This is a genomic window from Polynucleobacter sp. AP-Jannik-300A-C4 (assembly GCF_018688335.1).
In the GTDB taxonomy this organism is placed as follows: Bacteria; Pseudomonadota; Gammaproteobacteria; order Burkholderiales; family Burkholderiaceae; genus Polynucleobacter.
The window spans coordinates 1,475,401-1,488,822 of the sequence record NZ_CP061316.1 but is presented as its reverse complement, the minus strand read 5'-3'; the positions used below and the strand labels follow the sequence as shown (position 1 = coordinate 1,488,822).

Below are 13,422 nucleotides of genomic sequence, written 5' to 3'. Positions count from 1 at the left end.
AGCGAGGCATGCCTCGCTCTTTTTAACTGCATTAATTTACGTTAATATTTTTTTCTTTGAAGTACTTTAAAGCGCCAGGGTGATACTGCACTGGAGAGGAGCTCTGCTTCTGATTTTCAAGGGTTACGTTAATGTATTCCTTGTGAGTACGAACTAGATCAATTTTGTTATCAAATATCGCTTTAACAATTTTGTAAGCTTCGTCATCTGGCATTTTTGCGTTAACAACCAAAATGTTGGCAACACCGGCAGCCTGATTGTCCTTAGCCATACCTTTGTAGGTAGTTTTAGGAATTACTGCTTTGAAGTAGAGATTGCCATATTTTTTGTTCATAGCGGCTACTTCATCAGCATTGTCAACCATGACAAGATTCATGCCGGGGCTATTAGCCAAGTCTGTCACAGCAGAGGTTGGTAAGCCACCCACCCAGAAAAAGGCATCAATCTTACGGTCTTTCATCGCATTAACAGACTCTGCTGCACCTAAACGCTCACGTTGAACATCTTTGTCTTTGTCTAGTCCAGCGGCTTCGAGTAGGCGAAATGCCATTACTTCAGTAGCGCTACCTGGTGAGCCAGTACTAACGCGCTTACCTTTGAGGTCTTTCATGGATTTGATGCCAGTTGATTCCACTGTGACAACGTGCATGAGATTTGGGTAGAGAACGAGTAGCGTGCTCAAATCGATTGGCCTACCCTTGAATTTCCCCTGGCCGGCTTCAGCATCTTTAGCGGCATCGGCCATTGAGAAGCCAACATAAGGTTTCCCAGAGCCAACTAGGTTCAAGTTGTCAACTGATCCGCCAGTAACTTCAGCAGTCGCAGACATGCCTGGTACTTTGCTAGAAAGTACTGAGGCTAAGCCACCACCCATAGGGTAGTAAACGCCACCAGTACCGCCGGTTGCGATTGAGAGGTTCTGTGCTTGTGCTGAACCGAACAACATGGTGAGTGATACTGCTATTACTTTAATAAGCTTCATTTTTTGTCTCCTGTTTTACTTCTATGTCATTAAAGGCCTGGCATGCTGAAATTGATTTTTTGTAGCTCGCTGAGTAACTTTGCTTGCTGGTCTGCGCTGAGTTGCATGAGTGGTGGGCGTACGCGTAACCACTCTGGATCTTTACTGAAATGGGCAACTGCAGTTTTCATACCGGCAATCATTTGATACTGAGCAAATACAGAGCGTACTTGATCTAAGGCGGCTTGACGTTGATCTGCGTCAGATTCTCTCCAATGGGCTGCTAATTCAGCAATAGCCCTAGGGTTTACGTTAGCAGTTGCAGAGATACAGCCAACTCCGCCAGCACGAAGGGCGCGCATGAGGAAGGTTTCACTGCCTGCGTAAACACGGAATCCTGATGGTGCTAACAGCTTGATAACAGATTCTGTGTAGGCCCAATCACCAGAACTGTCTTTCATGCCGACAACAGTTTTGGGGTATTCCTTCGCTAAGCGCTCCAGCAAAGAAAGGCTAAGGTTGATCTTGGTAACAGGAGGGATGTTGTAAATGTAAATTTGCAATGCTGCGTTGCCAACCTTTTGAATCACTTCTGAGAAGTAAGCAAAGAGACCATCATCAGTAATATCTTTGTAGTAGAACGGTGGCAGCATCAATACGCCGGCGCACTTATGTTCAAGCGCATGACGAGTCATATTGACCGCGGCATCAATAGATGTGGCACCCGTACCAGGCATCATGTGTGCTGGGTTTAAGCCGCCCTCTACTAGTGAGGTTAAGGTCGCCATCTTTTGGCGGGCAGACATAGAGTTGGCTTCAGAGTTCGTGCCGAAGATCGCTTGACCAACACCATTAGCCTCAAGCCATTGGCATTGCTTCAGTAATTTTTGCGCATCGGGACTACCGTCCTCTTTAAATGGAGTCAATACAGGTGAGAGCACTGCAGGTAGTGTGGAAGGGTGTAGGGAAATTGTCATACTTACTCCGTTTTAATTTTTTACTTCCGTCAGAAGTGTTTTTTTATTATAGAAAGCTTCTAAATTATCTATTGCTAAATTTGTCATCAATTGTCGCGTTTCAGAAGTAGCACTTCCAATATGCGGTGTTAATAAGACATTATCAAGATTTAGAAACCCGATGTTTGGATTTGGTTCATTTTCAAATACATCGAGTGCTGCACCAGCAATGATATTTTGCTGCAGTGCAACTAAAAGTGCGGTCTCATCCACCACGCTTCCACGTGCAATATTGATGAGGAAGCCCTTAGTGCCTAAGGCCGATAGGACTTCAGCGTTAACCATTTTCTCTGTTTCTGGGGTAGCAGGGCAGGCCAAGAAAAGAACATCGGATGCCTTTGCTAAAGAATGGATATCGGGAAAGTACTCATAAGGAACCTCTTTACGGCTTGGGCCAGTGTAGGCAATCTTGACTTTGAATGCCTCTAGGCGTTTAGCCAGGTCTTGTCCGATGCGACCCATTCCCGCAATGCCGACGCACTTACCGGCAAGAGTAGTGGTAACTGTAAATAAACCTTTTGACCAAGCTGCACTTTTAACAAATTCATGCGCTTGGGGTATGCGACGCAGTAGTCCAAACATCATGCCAACCGCCAGCTCACAAACAGCGTCATTTAAAACGCCTGGGGTATTGCTAGCTTTGATTCCCTTGGCCTTGAGGTAGCCTAGGGGAAGGTTATCGTAGCCTACCCCACAAGTGGCAACCATCTTTAATAGGGGGAGTTTCTCGAGTAATGCGACGGGTAGTTGAGTGTTTGAGCGAATCAAAATGCTCTCGTAAGAGCCTGGGGGGAGCTTGGCGTTGAGGTCAGGGTAGCGAACCGGGGTAATGCGTTGGTCAATTGCCTTTTGCATTACCTCAGGAAATTGTCCGACCTGCAGTACTGAATTGACTGGGATCATGTCTCACTTACTTTTTTATTGGAATAATGAAGGTATTGTAAGAGGATTTGTAATCCTTATCTTGCCCCCCGAAGGAGAAATTGAGATGCTGTTTACCCCGTCTGAAACAAAGGTCGTCATCGTTGGTGGCGGCACTATGGGCGCTGATGTAGCGGCCGTATGCGCACGCGGGGGTTGTGCTGTTCAGGTGCTGGAGCCTACTACGGAGCGTCGAGCACTTTTGCCAGACTACTTTGCTAACACCATGATAGATCTGGGTTATGAGCATCGTCTCCATTTGCTAACAACTGCTGGCTCCTTGGAGGAAATAGATTGGTCCGAGATTGATTTGGTGATTGAGTGCGTCCCCGAGCGCTTGGATATTAAGCAAGAGTTATTTGCCAAACTGGAGCAGTACGCAAAACCGGAAGCAGTCTTGGCAAGTAACAGTACTAGCTTTCCAATCAGTGATATCTCAAAAGGATTGAAGACAGCTGCAAGGATGATTGGTTTGCATTTCTTCATGCCTGCACATTTAGTGCCTTGCGTAGAAGTGGTGTACGGTCAAAAGACTTCGCCCATGGTTGGCGAAAGCCTTTCTCGTTTGATGACAGCTTGTGGCATGGTTCCCGTTACCGTGAAAAAAGATTTGCCAGGTTTTCTGGCTAACCGCCTGCAACATGCTTTATCGCGTGAAGCTTTTGCCATGGTCGATGCCGGCATTGCTAGCTTGGAAGATATCGATAAGGCCGTCCGCTTTGGCTTTGGCTTTCGTTATATCGCGGCAGGACCTGCAATGCAGCGAGATCATGCTGGTTTGGATGTGCATGGTGCCGGCGGCGCAACGATATACCCGACTCTGAACAACTCTCCTGAAATTGCAAAATGCTTAAGCGATCGCATCGCCAGTGGCAAGTTAGGCATGAAAACCGGTGAAGGTTTTTATTCTTGGACCGCAGAAACTATGAAAGCAGAGCGAGAGCGTTACCAAGAAGCTTTGCGGGAAGGATTAAAGATCATCCAAAAGGATTTACCCGAGATTAAATAAATTCAGGGACAAGCTCTTGCATTGATTTATTCTGCAGGGATGAAAAAAATCATCCGCGTTTGGGATTTGCCGATTCGCCTGTTTCACTGGCTTTTAGTCATTTGTATTGTTCTGAGCTTTATTACCGTGAAGATTGGCGGTAATGCCATGGACTTCCATGCCTTAGTCGGCTATTGCGTTCTAAGCTTAATTATTTTTCGAATCTGCTGGGGCTTGATTGGTTCATACCATGCCCGCTTCATTCATTTTGTTCCAAGCCCTAAAGAACTAATTAATTACCTATTAGGTAAAACCAAGGCTGGTCTTGGCCATAATCCTCTAGGCGCCCTATCAGTTCTGGGATTACTTTTTTCAGTTGGTCTTCAGGCTGTGACGGGTCTATTTGCAAATGACGATATTGCTTTTGAGGGACCGTTTGCAAAATATGTTTCGAATGAAACGGTTCAGTTGCTCACCTCGATTCATTACTTCAATGAAAACATTCTCATCATATTGATCGCACTCCATCTTTGTGCGATTGTGTATTACCAAAAATTCAAGGGCGAGAATTTAATCAAACCCATGTTGGTGGGCGATAAAGAAATTGACCCAAGCGATCAGGCAAACTATCTGCCATCTGACTTGGGTCAGGCCTCCAAGGATGGAGGTCTGCAACGCGGCTCGGCTTTATTGCTGCTGAGCCTGATTGCGGTAATTCTGGTTTACTTCATTAAGCGCTGATTACTTTTTCTTAAAGTCATCATGGCAACCTTTGCAGGTAGCAACAGCTGCACCAAAGGCCTTCTTGATGGCTTCTTGATCGCCTGACTGTGCTGCAGTATTGAGGTTGGCCACGGCAAGCTGCATTTTTTCTCCAGCAGCTTTAAATTTAGCATTGTCTGACCAAACCCCTGGAAGCGCGTTGCCACCCTCAGTGCCTGGACCAAATGCTTGCCATGGCAAAGTGGAGAGAGTTGCAACAACTGCTGCATTCTTGGCTACCTCATCTTTGTTAAATGGGGCCTCACCTTTAACTACTGCGCCAATTTTCCCAAAAGAATTGGCCATCACGGTAAACGCGCTCTGGCGATATTTAATGGCATCTTCTGGTTTTTTAAATTGTGCATAGGCAATTCCGCTAACCAATAGTGTTGGTACAAGGGTAGCTAAAGCAAAATGTTTGAGTTTCATAGGTGTGTTCCGATATTAGAAAGAAATAATAAAAATGACTGAATTCAGCATACTACTGAATTGATATTTTTTCCTACACGTTTTGTCATATAAGCATTTGAATAGGTAATGTGATGAGGTAAATGAGGTATTTAAAAAACGCTGTTAATGGTTCCATCCACAAATTACCAATAATTCCGGTAAACACAAGCCCGAGAACGATGAAGAATCCCCAGGGCTCCAGCTTTCCAAAGGCAATAGATTGGCGTGCCGGCAAAAGGCTAGAGAGGATGCGGCCCCCATCCAAGGGTGGCAGGGGGAATAAGTTGAATACTAGGAGAACGAGATTCCAGGTAATACCGGCTTGTGACATTCCCAGCAAGAACCGTTCATCAACCCCGAATCCGATGAGAGAGATCCATAAAATAGCCCAAATCAGGGCTTGAGCGAAGTTTGAGCCCGGCCCTGCCAAAGCCACCCATATGGAGTCAATTCGGGGGTTGCGTAAGCGCCCAAAGTTGACTCGCACTGGCTTGGCATACCCAATCAAGAATGGCGAGCTAGCCAAAATCAGCATTAAAGGGATAAGGATGGTTCCCACGGGGTCTATATGCTTCAGTGGGTTAAGGCTGACTCTGCCCAGCAAATATGCGGTATTGTCACCAAAATAGCGGGCAGCATAGCCATGTGCCGCCTCATGGATGGTGATAGCAAAAATCAAAGGAATCGCATTAATGGCGATAGCTTGGATAGAATAGTCAGTAATCATGGCAATATGATATCGATAGGAGTGAAAAGTGACTGAAGATAAAAAACCTGAATCAAAGACCCCAGCTAAGCCTGTGGCAGCAAAGCCGGTAGCCCGTCCACCTGCTCCAAAAGGCCCATCTGGTCCTGGCGGAAGGCCTCAAGCAGGCTTTGGCGGCGGAAAAGGCATGATGCGTAAGGCTGGTCGCGGCCGATAGTGGATAATTGCAGCACTAATTAATGTGTTTAATGGGGATTTAGCATGAACGAATGGCATAAAGAGTCGAAAGAAGAAGTCAATAAAAAAATCATCACTCTGATCGTGATGTTGGCAGCCGCTACTAGCTTGGCTATTTTGTTTGCTTTAGTTGCAGCTCATACTGGTTACGTATTCGGCTAATCTGCATTAATGACTAGCCATCGCCAACCTGCAGTATTTGCTGGCCATGGCAGTCCGATGTACGCTATTGAGCCCAATCGCTATACAGCAGTTTGGGCTAGTCTTGGTAAATCGCTTAAACGCCCAGATGCCATCTTAGTCATCTCGGCCCATTGGCTAACCCGGGGAGTGTGGGTTACTGCAATGCCTAAGCCTAAAACGATTCACGACTTTGATGGATTTCCTCAAGCCTTGTTTGATATTCAATATCCAGCACCAGGCAGTCCCGCATTGGCTGATCGCGTTAAAGAATTGCTAGATGTTCCTGTTGTTCTTGAAGAGAATGAATGGGGAATTGATCATGGTGCCTGGTCTGTTCTCAAATACCTTTATCCCGATGCTGATGTTCCTGTAGTTCAGCTCAGTCTAGATGGTTCAATGTCTACGAGTCAGCACTACGAACTCGCTAAGAAGTTACGCCCTTTGCGTGATGAGAATATTCTGATTTTGGCGAGTGGCAATATTGTGCATAACTTACGCACCATTGATTGGGGGGAGGGTGTAACACCTTATCCATGGGCTAGAGAGTTCAATGATTTCTTCGTTTCAGAGATGAGAGCTAGTCACCATGCGACTTTGATTGATTGGGAGCAATTTGGCGACTCTGCTCATTTGTCTATTCCGACTCCGGAACATTACTGGCCCGCCTTGTACATCCTTGCCTTGCAAGAACACGATGAGACGCCCAAAGTATTGGTGGATGGCGTTGAAATGGGTTCCATTGGCATGCTGACTTTTTCAATTCAATAAATATCTAATATGTGGCCATCTATTCTTGCAATCTTCTGTGGTGCGGGTCTTGGAGCTTTGCTAAGAGCGGGATTTAACCTTGCAACAGTGAGTCTTGCAGCGACACTTCCTTTGGGAACTTTTATCTCAAATATGGTTGGCGGCTACTTGATTGGTATTGCAGTAGCTTTTTTTGGCAACAACCCCAGTCTTTCTCCTGAATGGAAGTTGTTCATCATTACTGGCTTCTTGGGTGGCCTCACAACCTTTTCCAGTTTTTCTACTGAAGTTGTTGGCTTTATGCAGCGCGGTGAAATGACATGGGCGCTGGGTACTGTGCTTTTAAATTTATTTGGCTCACTCGCCTTAACCTTCTTGGGTATTTTGACCTACCAAGCACTGAAGTAAGTTCTTCTATCAGGCTTACTCAGGTTTGATGTTTCCCGCCTTGACTACCGCACTCCATTTTGCAGCTTCTGACTTAATCAAGGCTGCAAATTCTGAGGGAGTGCCTCCACCAATTTCATTACCCTGGGAAAGCATTAACTCTCTTAGCTGCGGATCTTTGAGAGCCTCATTGGCCGCTTTATTTAATATGTCAATAATAGGTTTGGGTGTTCCTGCGGGCGCGATAAACCCCTGCCAATTAAGCACCTCTACTTTTGGGTAGCCCAACTCTGCAAAGCTGGGTAGATTCGGAAAGAGGGGAGACCGTTTTTTGCTTGTGATGGCAATCGGTCTCAGCTTATCTGCGCGTATGCTCGGTACTGCCGAGTACATCTGGTCAAACATCATATCTACGTTGCCCGCCATCAAATCTGTGAGGCCTGCAGAGCCACTCTTGTATGGCACATGAATCATTTGAATGCCGGCATTTTGCATAAACAGTTCTGCTGAGAGTTGATGACTGCCGCCTATTCCACCAGATGAGAATGTCAAGGTTCCTGGTTTGGCTTTGGCTGCCGCAACAATGTCTTGAATAGATTTGTATTGGGAATTGGGGTTGACTACCAAAATGAGTGGGCCCTTTTCAAGCAGAATAATAGGACTGAGATCAGTTTCTGGGTCATAGCGTAAATTGCCAAAGAGGGTCTTATTTACTGCTAGGGGTGCAAAATTACCCATGCCAATCGTATATCCATCGGGTGCAGCCCTCGCAACAAATTCAGTGCCAATATTTCCGCCGGCACCAGCTTTGTTCTCAATGACAAAGGGCTGCTTCAGCATTAAGCTCATTCTCTGGGCTAATTGTCTGCTACGTGAATCTGCACTTCCGCCTGCACCATAAGGAACTACCACCGTAATCGGTTTACTAGGGTAGTTAGCTTGCGCATGAGCAAGATTCAGGGCTGCCAGAAATAAAACTAAGATTTGAGAAATTCGAGTGATCGTCATATTAATCCCCATGCCCCTAAAATTGCGCCCAACCCAATTAAATATAAAGGGTGCCAGCGAGTAAAAACAGTAACTCCAATAGTGATGAGTGTAAGTGCATATGCCGCATAGCTGTGATTAATTTGTAGCGCAATTTGCCATGCCGAAGAAAGAACTAAACCAATAGCAAGCGCTGCCGCAGCATATTGAATAGATTTCTTTTTGTGCACATCCTTCATGCCTAAGATAAGACGCTGCAAGTGATACACCAAGATGGAGGATGGCCACGAAATGGCAATAGTTGCGATCAAGGCACCTAAAACGCCATAGACATGCCACCCAATCAGTGTAACTGTCATGAAGTTCGGCCCCGGAGCGGCTTGAGCAATTGCGAAATAATCAGCAAAAGTTTGAAGGTCAATCCAATGCTCTTGGTAAACCGATAACTTGAGTAAGCTAGGTAGCAGCGCATTTACTCCACCAAAGGCTATTAGCGAAAAAGCAGACAGTTTGAGAAACAGGCTTAGCAAAATACTCATAGCTTGCGAGCTTTCTTTTGCGCCAAAATCCAGGCAAGTGGAGATGCAATCAGCACTACCCAGCCAAGACCCATTTGGTAATAGCTGGCAGCAATGACAGTCACAAGCACTACCAAGAGCATTGCCGGAAAGCGTAGCTCATCACGTAACATCTTGATGCCAGTAGAAGCGATTAACCCAACCCCAACGGCAGATATTCCTCGGAGAGCACCTTGAGCTGATTCCAAATAGCTATAGTGTGTATACAAGAGTGCCAGCAACATAACGATACAAATTGGCCCCAATGTCAGGCCTGCAACTGCTGCAAAAGCGCCCTTGGCACCACCAAAGCGTGAGCCAATGCACACTGCTAGGTTAACAATATTGGGGCCGGGAACAATTTGGCAGATACCTAGGATGGAGCTGAACTCTTCAGACGTCAGAATTTTGTCTTGCTCAACTAGTGTGCGTCGCGCCCATGGCAGGACACCACCAAAACCAGACATGCCGATTTTGCTGAAGCTGATAAATAATTCTGTCGGAGTCAGTGTCTTCAAAGAATGATCAAGGTTCAAATGGATGCGGTAGTGGCCTTTGCTCGAGCCATGCCTCCAAGGTATCGATAATCCCCTTGGAGAACATTGCAAAAACAGGCTCAGCCACAAATCCTAGGTGGGGCGTAGTGAGTAAATTGGGTGTATTCCTCAGGGCATCATTTGCGGGCAGTGGCTCCATATCAAACACATCAATCGCAGCTTGACCGGGCCGACCAGCAGCTAGTGCATCTTGCAGGGCCTTTGTATCAATGAGGGCTGAGCGTGAGGTGTTCGCGAGCAGTGCGTCAGACCGCATCATCGCCAATTCTTCGGCGCCAAGTAAGCCCTTCGTTTTTGGTCCAGCTACGAGATGCAGGCTAACAACCTTGGATGTTTTCAGAAGCTCTTCTAGGCTGACGGACTTGGCATTTTGGGCTGCTGCGCGTTCAGTTGTCATATTGGGACTCCAAGCGACAATCTCCATCCCAAAGGCTTGACCTACTTTGGCGACAGCACTACCGATTGAGCCTAAACCGATCATTCCAAGACGCTCACCAGACAGCATTGGGAGAACAGAGAGTTCATCGCGCCAGCCACCAGAGTGCAATAAGCTATTTTGGCGGACTAAGTGTTTTGAAGCGCCCAGAATTAGAGCCCAAGTTAGCTCGGTGGTAGTCTCTTTAGATGGCCCTCCTGGTGTGCAGGCAATCGGAATATTGCGTGATATCAAGGCAGACGTATCTAGAGTGCCGTTACGCTTGCCCGTAAAGAGGAATAACTTCAGCTTTGGAAGGCGCGCAATTAATGCTTCGTTAAAAGGGATGCGATCCCTCACCAGCACAATCACATCCGCATCTTTAACTGCTTCATATAGGGCTTCATCATGTAGTGGTTCATGGTGAATGGCGATATGGCAGTGCTTGTCTACTTTGCTCCAATTGGAGAAGCGACGAAGGGCGCGCTCATAGTCACCAAGAATGACAACGTTAGGTAAATTGGCCATGTCTCTAGAATCGTTATTAATTATGCTGTTTGAGTTTACTATCTATCTTTATTGATTTTGATAAAGGAATACCCATGATTTTGGAACACTGCGATATAGAAATTGATCCTAGCAAGTCTACCGAGTTTGAGGAGGCCATTTTGCGCGGTGTGAACACTGTGATTGCTAAGGCTAAGGGTTTTCAAGGATTTAAGGTAAATCGCACTATTGAGAATCCAGCGCGTTACTTATTGTTGATTTACTGGGATACCCTAGAAAATCATACGGTAGATTTTCGTGGGTCAGAGGCATTTGCTGATTGGCGAGCCATTGTTGGCCCTTTCTTTGCAAAACCACCCTTTGTGGAGCATATGACCTTAGTGGGCAAATCTGTCTAAGGTCTCTTGTATTTAGCTTATTTGTTTTTTCCGAATAGAGCGCTCTAGTGGGATAGAGTCCAGGTTGGGCTCTAGAGCCTCTCTCTCATCAAATACAAAGCAGCTCCCGGTGTAGTGGGCTGAGCCAACTTCCTCGAAATACTTCAGGATGCCGCCCTCTAGCTGATAGCTATGCTCCATACCAATCTCGCGCATGTAGAGGCCGGATTTTTCGCAGCGAATTCCGCCCGTACAAAAGCTCACCAATGTTTTATCGGCTAGCGCATCTTTATGTGCGGTAATTGCCGCAGGAAATTCTGTAAATTTCTCGATATTGAAATGCAGTGCGTTCTCAAAAGTCCCATACTCAACTTCGAATGCATTGCGCGTGTCCACCATGACTACAGGGCGACCTAAGTCGTCCGTTCCGCGATCAAGCCATTCTTGTAATTTTTTCGGTGTAATGAAATTTGCACGACCCTCTTCTGGACGAATCGCTGGGTGATTCATTCGAATGATTTCATTCTTGATTTTGACCAACATTTTTTTGAATGGCTGTGTTTCTGACCAGCTATCTTTTGATTCTAGTAATTTGAAACGTGGATCCAATCGAAGCCAATCCAAAAAGCCCCGTAACTCTGGTTCGCTACCAGCCAAGAACATATTGATGCCTTCCCCTGTTAAGAGGATGGTTCCTTTCAGTTGCCGGGCGTTGCACTCCTCAAGAATGTTGGCGCGCAATTCAATCAGATTGTCTAGACTGACAAATAAGTAGGCGGCTATGTTCAGAATCGGTTTCATGGCAATAATTTGTGTTGATATCGACATTATCGAGGAAGATGGTATTCGAGTGATAATCTACGATCCTACATACCCAATCCTATAAAAACCTGAAAAGCACCCATGTCTGAACGTTTAATTCCTTACCAGCCTATGGATTTGGCAGAGCCAGCCGAGCTAGTCGCCGCGATTCGCCAGCGTCGAGGTGGCCAGTTCATTAATTTAGACCGCATGCTGTTACACAGCACTCCTATTGCTGAGGGTTGGAATCATTTTGTTGGCGAGATACGCAATAACCTCTCCTTGGATCCAAAGCTACGTGAGCTTGCAATGTGTGGGGTAGCTGTTCTCAATGGTGCTGAGTACGAGTTCTTTCATCATGCCCCTCCATTTATCAAAGCAGGTGGTACTGAGGAGCAAGTAAAGGCGCTGCGTTTAATTGGTCAACCCAACTTCCCAACAGTCTTGTTCTCTGACCTTGAAAACGATGCGGTAGAGCTGACGTTTCAGATGACTCGCAATATTCAGGTTGATAGCGATCTGATGAAGCGTTTGCAAGCTACTCTTGGTAATACCGATACTGTTGAGCTTGTGACTGTAGTGGCGGCCTACAACATGGTGTCTCGATTTTTAATTGCCTTGGATGTCAATCCTGAGGAGCATCCTCCTGAGTAATTCATGAGCCAGAGCAATTCTATTCAATGGGAAGAGAATGGTCAGACATGTTCAGCAGCCTGGCATTCTGAGAATGGTATCTCTGCGCATAAACGAGTAGTCATTGCCGATGACACCCTCACGGCAGATGATGCCTATCGTCTAGCTTGTGAGGGCACTGCTATCCTTTGGCGAGGTGATTTCCAAAATGCCCGTCAGTTGTTACAAGCCTTGGTAAGACGCATTGATAAGCCTTCCAAGAAATCCAAGCGCGCTGGAAAGAGAGCAGATCAATCTTCCGGTGATCTTCAATCACCAACCTCGATTGATCTATTTAACAAGCATCGTTTGATTCAGTCACAAAGAGCTCGAATCCTCGGCATGTTGCTAATTCAATGTAACTCTGATCACACCATTCCATTGCGAAGAGCGCCTGATGTTTCGGTGGCTTGCCAAGAGGCATATGGCCCCACTACTGAATCCTATGTGATTTCCTTACGTGAACTCTTGGGGGTAATCAGTGCACATGAGTGGCGTAAAAATGGTGTACCTGTTCTCGCTGATGAGGAAGGTGAACCTATTTTTATATATCCCCATTATGGGGTTTTTTCGCCGATACGCGGGGAGTATCTCGAGTTAGTTTGTAGCGCTCCGTTGCCTAAATTACTCGATAAAGAGTCTATCGCTTTTGATGTCGGCGTAGGGACTGGCGTGTTGTCAGTCATCTTAGCGATGCGAGGTGTACAAAAGATTATTGCCACCGATCAAGATGCGCGAGCGCTTGCTTGTGCTAAAGAAAACATTAAGCGATTGAGTTTGGATTCCAGCATCCAAATCATCAAGGCTAATTTATTTCCGCAAGAGAAAGCATCTTTGATAGTTTGCAATCCTCCGTGGATACCTGCAAGACCCAGCTCTACCTTGGAACATGCTGTTTATGACCCTGAGAGCCAAATGCTGAAAGGGTTTTTAGTTGATTTAAAAAACCATTTGCTACCTGATGGAGAGGGCTGGTTAATTTTGTCTGACTTAGCCGAACATCTCGGGTTAAGGGCAAGAACAGAATTGCTGGAGTGGATTGAGGCAGGAGGGCTTAAGGTAATTAGTCGGATTGATACTAAGCCAAAGCACCATAAGCCTTTTGAGCAATCTGATCTGCTGTACTTTGCAAGATCTGCTGAAACCACTTCTCTGTGGCGCCTAGCAATCCAATAAAACTAGCCACCTAGA

Annotated in this window: 19 protein-coding genes; 9 read left to right on the top strand and 10 right to left on the bottom strand. The window is 46.1% G+C overall.

What is annotated here, in order from left to right:
- Positions 1–31: 31 nt before the first annotated feature.
- From FD975_RS07835 to FD975_RS07825, 3 genes are read right to left on the bottom strand one after another with little or no spacing between them, the layout of a single operon-like run.
- Positions 32–982: a TAXI family TRAP transporter solute-binding subunit gene (locus FD975_RS07835; RefSeq protein ID WP_215301652.1), complete on the bottom strand. Its 951-nt coding sequence runs from the start codon at positions 980–982 to the stop codon at positions 32–34.
- Positions 983–1,011: 29 nt separating this feature from the next.
- Positions 1,012–1,938, bottom strand: coding sequence for a dihydrodipicolinate synthase family protein (locus FD975_RS07830; protein ID WP_215301650.1), 927 nt, complete (start codon positions 1,936–1,938; stop codon positions 1,012–1,014).
- 12 nt (positions 1,939–1,950) lie between these two features.
- Entirely contained in the window at positions 1,951–2,880 is a 930-nt protein-coding gene (locus FD975_RS07825) for a 2-hydroxyacid dehydrogenase (protein WP_215301648.1), read from the bottom strand.
- Positions 2,881–2,965: 85 nt separating this feature from the next.
- Here FD975_RS07825 and FD975_RS07820 point away from each other — a divergent pair, with 85 nt between their 5' ends.
- Positions 2,966–3,907 (top strand): 3-hydroxyacyl-CoA dehydrogenase family protein, encoded by a 942-nt coding sequence (locus tag FD975_RS07820; RefSeq protein ID WP_215301647.1) that lies wholly within the window; start codon positions 2,966–2,968, stop codon positions 3,905–3,907.
- Positions 3,908–3,946: 39 nt separating this feature from the next.
- On the top strand, positions 3,947–4,627 hold the full coding sequence (locus FD975_RS07815; RefSeq protein WP_215301645.1) for a cytochrome b/b6 domain-containing protein: 681 nt from the start codon (positions 3,947–3,949) through the stop codon (positions 4,625–4,627).
- Here the strand turns inward: FD975_RS07815 and FD975_RS07810 are convergent, their stop codons facing one another.
- Together FD975_RS07810 and FD975_RS07805 are read right to left on the bottom strand one after the other, a co-directional pair.
- A complete protein-coding gene (locus tag FD975_RS07810) occupies positions 4,628–5,077 on the bottom strand; it encodes a cytochrome c (protein ID WP_215301644.1) in 450 nt (149 codons plus the stop codon).
- Positions 5,078–5,162: 85 nt separating this feature from the next.
- Complete coding sequence (locus FD975_RS07805) at positions 5,163–5,825, bottom strand: site-2 protease family protein (protein ID WP_215301642.1); 663 nt, start codon at positions 5,823–5,825, stop codon at positions 5,163–5,165.
- Between the two features lie 28 nt (positions 5,826–5,853).
- On the opposite strand from FD975_RS07805, the gene FD975_RS07800 reads away from it, so the two are divergent.
- Genes FD975_RS07800 through crcB form a run of 4 tightly spaced genes read left to right on the top strand, consistent with a single transcriptional unit; the run spans position 5,854 to position 7,379 of the window.
- The gene (locus FD975_RS07800; protein WP_215301640.1) at positions 5,854–6,021 is read left to right on the top strand and encodes a hypothetical protein; all 168 of its coding nucleotides are present in this window, start codon (positions 5,854–5,856) and stop codon (positions 6,019–6,021) included.
- A 44-nt stretch (positions 6,022–6,065) separates the two neighbouring features.
- On the top strand, positions 6,066–6,203 hold the full coding sequence (locus FD975_RS07795) for a hypothetical protein (protein ID WP_170217005.1): 138 nt from the start codon (positions 6,066–6,068) through the stop codon (positions 6,201–6,203).
- Positions 6,204–6,212: 9 nt separating this feature from the next.
- Positions 6,213–6,992 carry a 4,5-DOPA dioxygenase extradiol gene (ygiD, locus tag FD975_RS07790; protein WP_215301638.1) on the top strand — a complete coding sequence of 260 codons (780 nt, stop codon included), beginning with the start codon at positions 6,213–6,215 and terminating at the stop codon, positions 6,990–6,992.
- Positions 6,993–7,001: 9 nt separating this feature from the next.
- Positions 7,002–7,379, top strand: coding sequence for a fluoride efflux transporter CrcB (gene crcB / locus FD975_RS07785; RefSeq protein WP_215301636.1), 378 nt, complete (start codon positions 7,002–7,004; stop codon positions 7,377–7,379).
- A 15-nt stretch (positions 7,380–7,394) separates the two neighbouring features.
- On the opposite strand, the gene FD975_RS07780 is transcribed toward crcB, so the two are convergent.
- Genes FD975_RS07780 through FD975_RS07765 form a run of 4 tightly spaced genes read right to left on the bottom strand, consistent with a single transcriptional unit; the run spans position 7,395 to position 10,402 of the window.
- On the bottom strand, positions 7,395–8,366 hold the full coding sequence (locus FD975_RS07780; protein ID WP_215301635.1) for a tripartite tricarboxylate transporter substrate binding protein: 972 nt from the start codon (positions 8,364–8,366) through the stop codon (positions 7,395–7,397).
- The gene (locus tag FD975_RS07775; RefSeq protein ID WP_215301633.1) at positions 8,363–8,884 is read right to left on the bottom strand and encodes a chromate transporter; all 522 of its coding nucleotides are present in this window, start codon (positions 8,882–8,884) and stop codon (positions 8,363–8,365) included. Before FD975_RS07775 ends, FD975_RS07780 begins: the two co-directional genes overlap by 4 nt.
- On the bottom strand, positions 8,881–9,438 hold the full coding sequence (locus FD975_RS07770) for a chromate transporter (RefSeq protein ID WP_251371176.1): 558 nt from the start codon (positions 9,436–9,438) through the stop codon (positions 8,881–8,883). Before FD975_RS07770 ends, FD975_RS07775 begins: the two co-directional genes overlap by 4 nt.
- Positions 9,428–10,402, bottom strand: coding sequence for a D-2-hydroxyacid dehydrogenase family protein (locus tag FD975_RS07765; protein WP_215301631.1), 975 nt, complete (start codon positions 10,400–10,402; stop codon positions 9,428–9,430). Before FD975_RS07765 ends, FD975_RS07770 begins: the two co-directional genes overlap by 11 nt.
- A 74-nt stretch (positions 10,403–10,476) precedes the next feature.
- On the opposite strand from FD975_RS07765, the gene FD975_RS07760 reads away from it, so the two are divergent.
- Positions 10,477–10,779 (top strand): antibiotic biosynthesis monooxygenase, encoded by a 303-nt coding sequence (locus FD975_RS07760; protein WP_215301629.1) that lies wholly within the window; start codon positions 10,477–10,479, stop codon positions 10,777–10,779.
- Positions 10,780–10,791: 12 nt separating this feature from the next.
- On the opposite strand, the gene FD975_RS07755 is transcribed toward FD975_RS07760, so the two are convergent.
- Complete coding sequence (locus tag FD975_RS07755; RefSeq protein ID WP_215303934.1) at positions 10,792–11,559, bottom strand: sulfurtransferase; 768 nt, start codon at positions 11,557–11,559, stop codon at positions 10,792–10,794.
- A 102-nt stretch (positions 11,560–11,661) separates the two neighbouring features.
- Here FD975_RS07755 and FD975_RS07750 point away from each other — a divergent pair, with 102 nt between their 5' ends.
- Both FD975_RS07750 and FD975_RS07745 read left to right on the top strand, forming a co-directional pair.
- A complete protein-coding gene (locus FD975_RS07750) occupies positions 11,662–12,213 on the top strand; it encodes a carboxymuconolactone decarboxylase family protein (protein WP_215301627.1) in 552 nt (183 codons plus the stop codon).
- Between the two features lie 3 nt (positions 12,214–12,216).
- Positions 12,217–13,407, top strand: coding sequence for a class I SAM-dependent methyltransferase (locus tag FD975_RS07745; RefSeq protein WP_215301625.1), 1,191 nt, complete (start codon positions 12,217–12,219; stop codon positions 13,405–13,407).
- Positions 13,408–13,422: the final 15 nt, after the last annotated feature.

Excerpts from the sequence above, each read along its gene's own strand:
- FD975_RS07780 (WP_215301635.1), bottom strand. The coding sequence starts at position 8,366 with ATGACGATCACTCGAATTTCTCAAATCTTAGTTTTATTTCTGGCAGCC.
- FD975_RS07775 (WP_215301633.1), bottom strand. The coding sequence starts at position 8,884 with ATGAGTATTTTGCTAAGCCTGTTTCTCAAACTGTCTGCTTTTTCGCTA.
- FD975_RS07805 (WP_215301642.1), bottom strand. The coding sequence starts at position 5,825 with ATGATTACTGACTATTCTATCCAAGCTATCGCCATTAATGCGATTCCT.
- FD975_RS07825 (WP_215301648.1), bottom strand. The coding sequence starts at position 2,880 with ATGATCCCAGTCAATTCAGTACTGCAGGTCGGACAATTTCCTGAGGTA.
- FD975_RS07830 (WP_215301650.1), bottom strand. The coding sequence starts at position 1,938 with ATGACAATTTCCCTACACCCTTCCACACTACCTGCAGTGCTCTCACCT.
- ygiD (WP_215301638.1), top strand. The coding sequence starts at position 6,213 with ATGACTAGCCATCGCCAACCTGCAGTATTTGCTGGCCATGGCAGTCCG.
- FD975_RS07750 (WP_215301627.1), top strand. The coding sequence starts at position 11,662 with ATGTCTGAACGTTTAATTCCTTACCAGCCTATGGATTTGGCAGAGCCA.
- FD975_RS07835 (WP_215301652.1), bottom strand. The coding sequence starts at position 982 with ATGAAGCTTATTAAAGTAATAGCAGTATCACTCACCATGTTGTTCGGT.
- crcB (WP_215301636.1), top strand. The coding sequence starts at position 7,002 with ATGTGGCCATCTATTCTTGCAATCTTCTGTGGTGCGGGTCTTGGAGCT.
- FD975_RS07815 (WP_215301645.1), top strand. The coding sequence starts at position 3,947 with ATGAAAAAAATCATCCGCGTTTGGGATTTGCCGATTCGCCTGTTTCAC.
- FD975_RS07765 (WP_215301631.1), bottom strand. The coding sequence starts at position 10,402 with ATGGCCAATTTACCTAACGTTGTCATTCTTGGTGACTATGAGCGCGCC.
- FD975_RS07760 (WP_215301629.1), top strand. The coding sequence starts at position 10,477 with ATGATTTTGGAACACTGCGATATAGAAATTGATCCTAGCAAGTCTACC.
- FD975_RS07810 (WP_215301644.1), bottom strand. The coding sequence starts at position 5,077 with ATGAAACTCAAACATTTTGCTTTAGCTACCCTTGTACCAACACTATTG.
- FD975_RS07745 (WP_215301625.1), top strand. The coding sequence starts at position 12,217 with ATGAGCCAGAGCAATTCTATTCAATGGGAAGAGAATGGTCAGACATGT.
- FD975_RS07755 (WP_215303934.1), bottom strand. The coding sequence starts at position 11,559 with ATGAAACCGATTCTGAACATAGCCGCCTACTTATTTGTCAGTCTAGAC.
- FD975_RS07820 (WP_215301647.1), top strand. The coding sequence starts at position 2,966 with ATGCTGTTTACCCCGTCTGAAACAAAGGTCGTCATCGTTGGTGGCGGC.
- FD975_RS07795 (WP_170217005.1), top strand. The coding sequence starts at position 6,066 with ATGAACGAATGGCATAAAGAGTCGAAAGAAGAAGTCAATAAAAAAATC.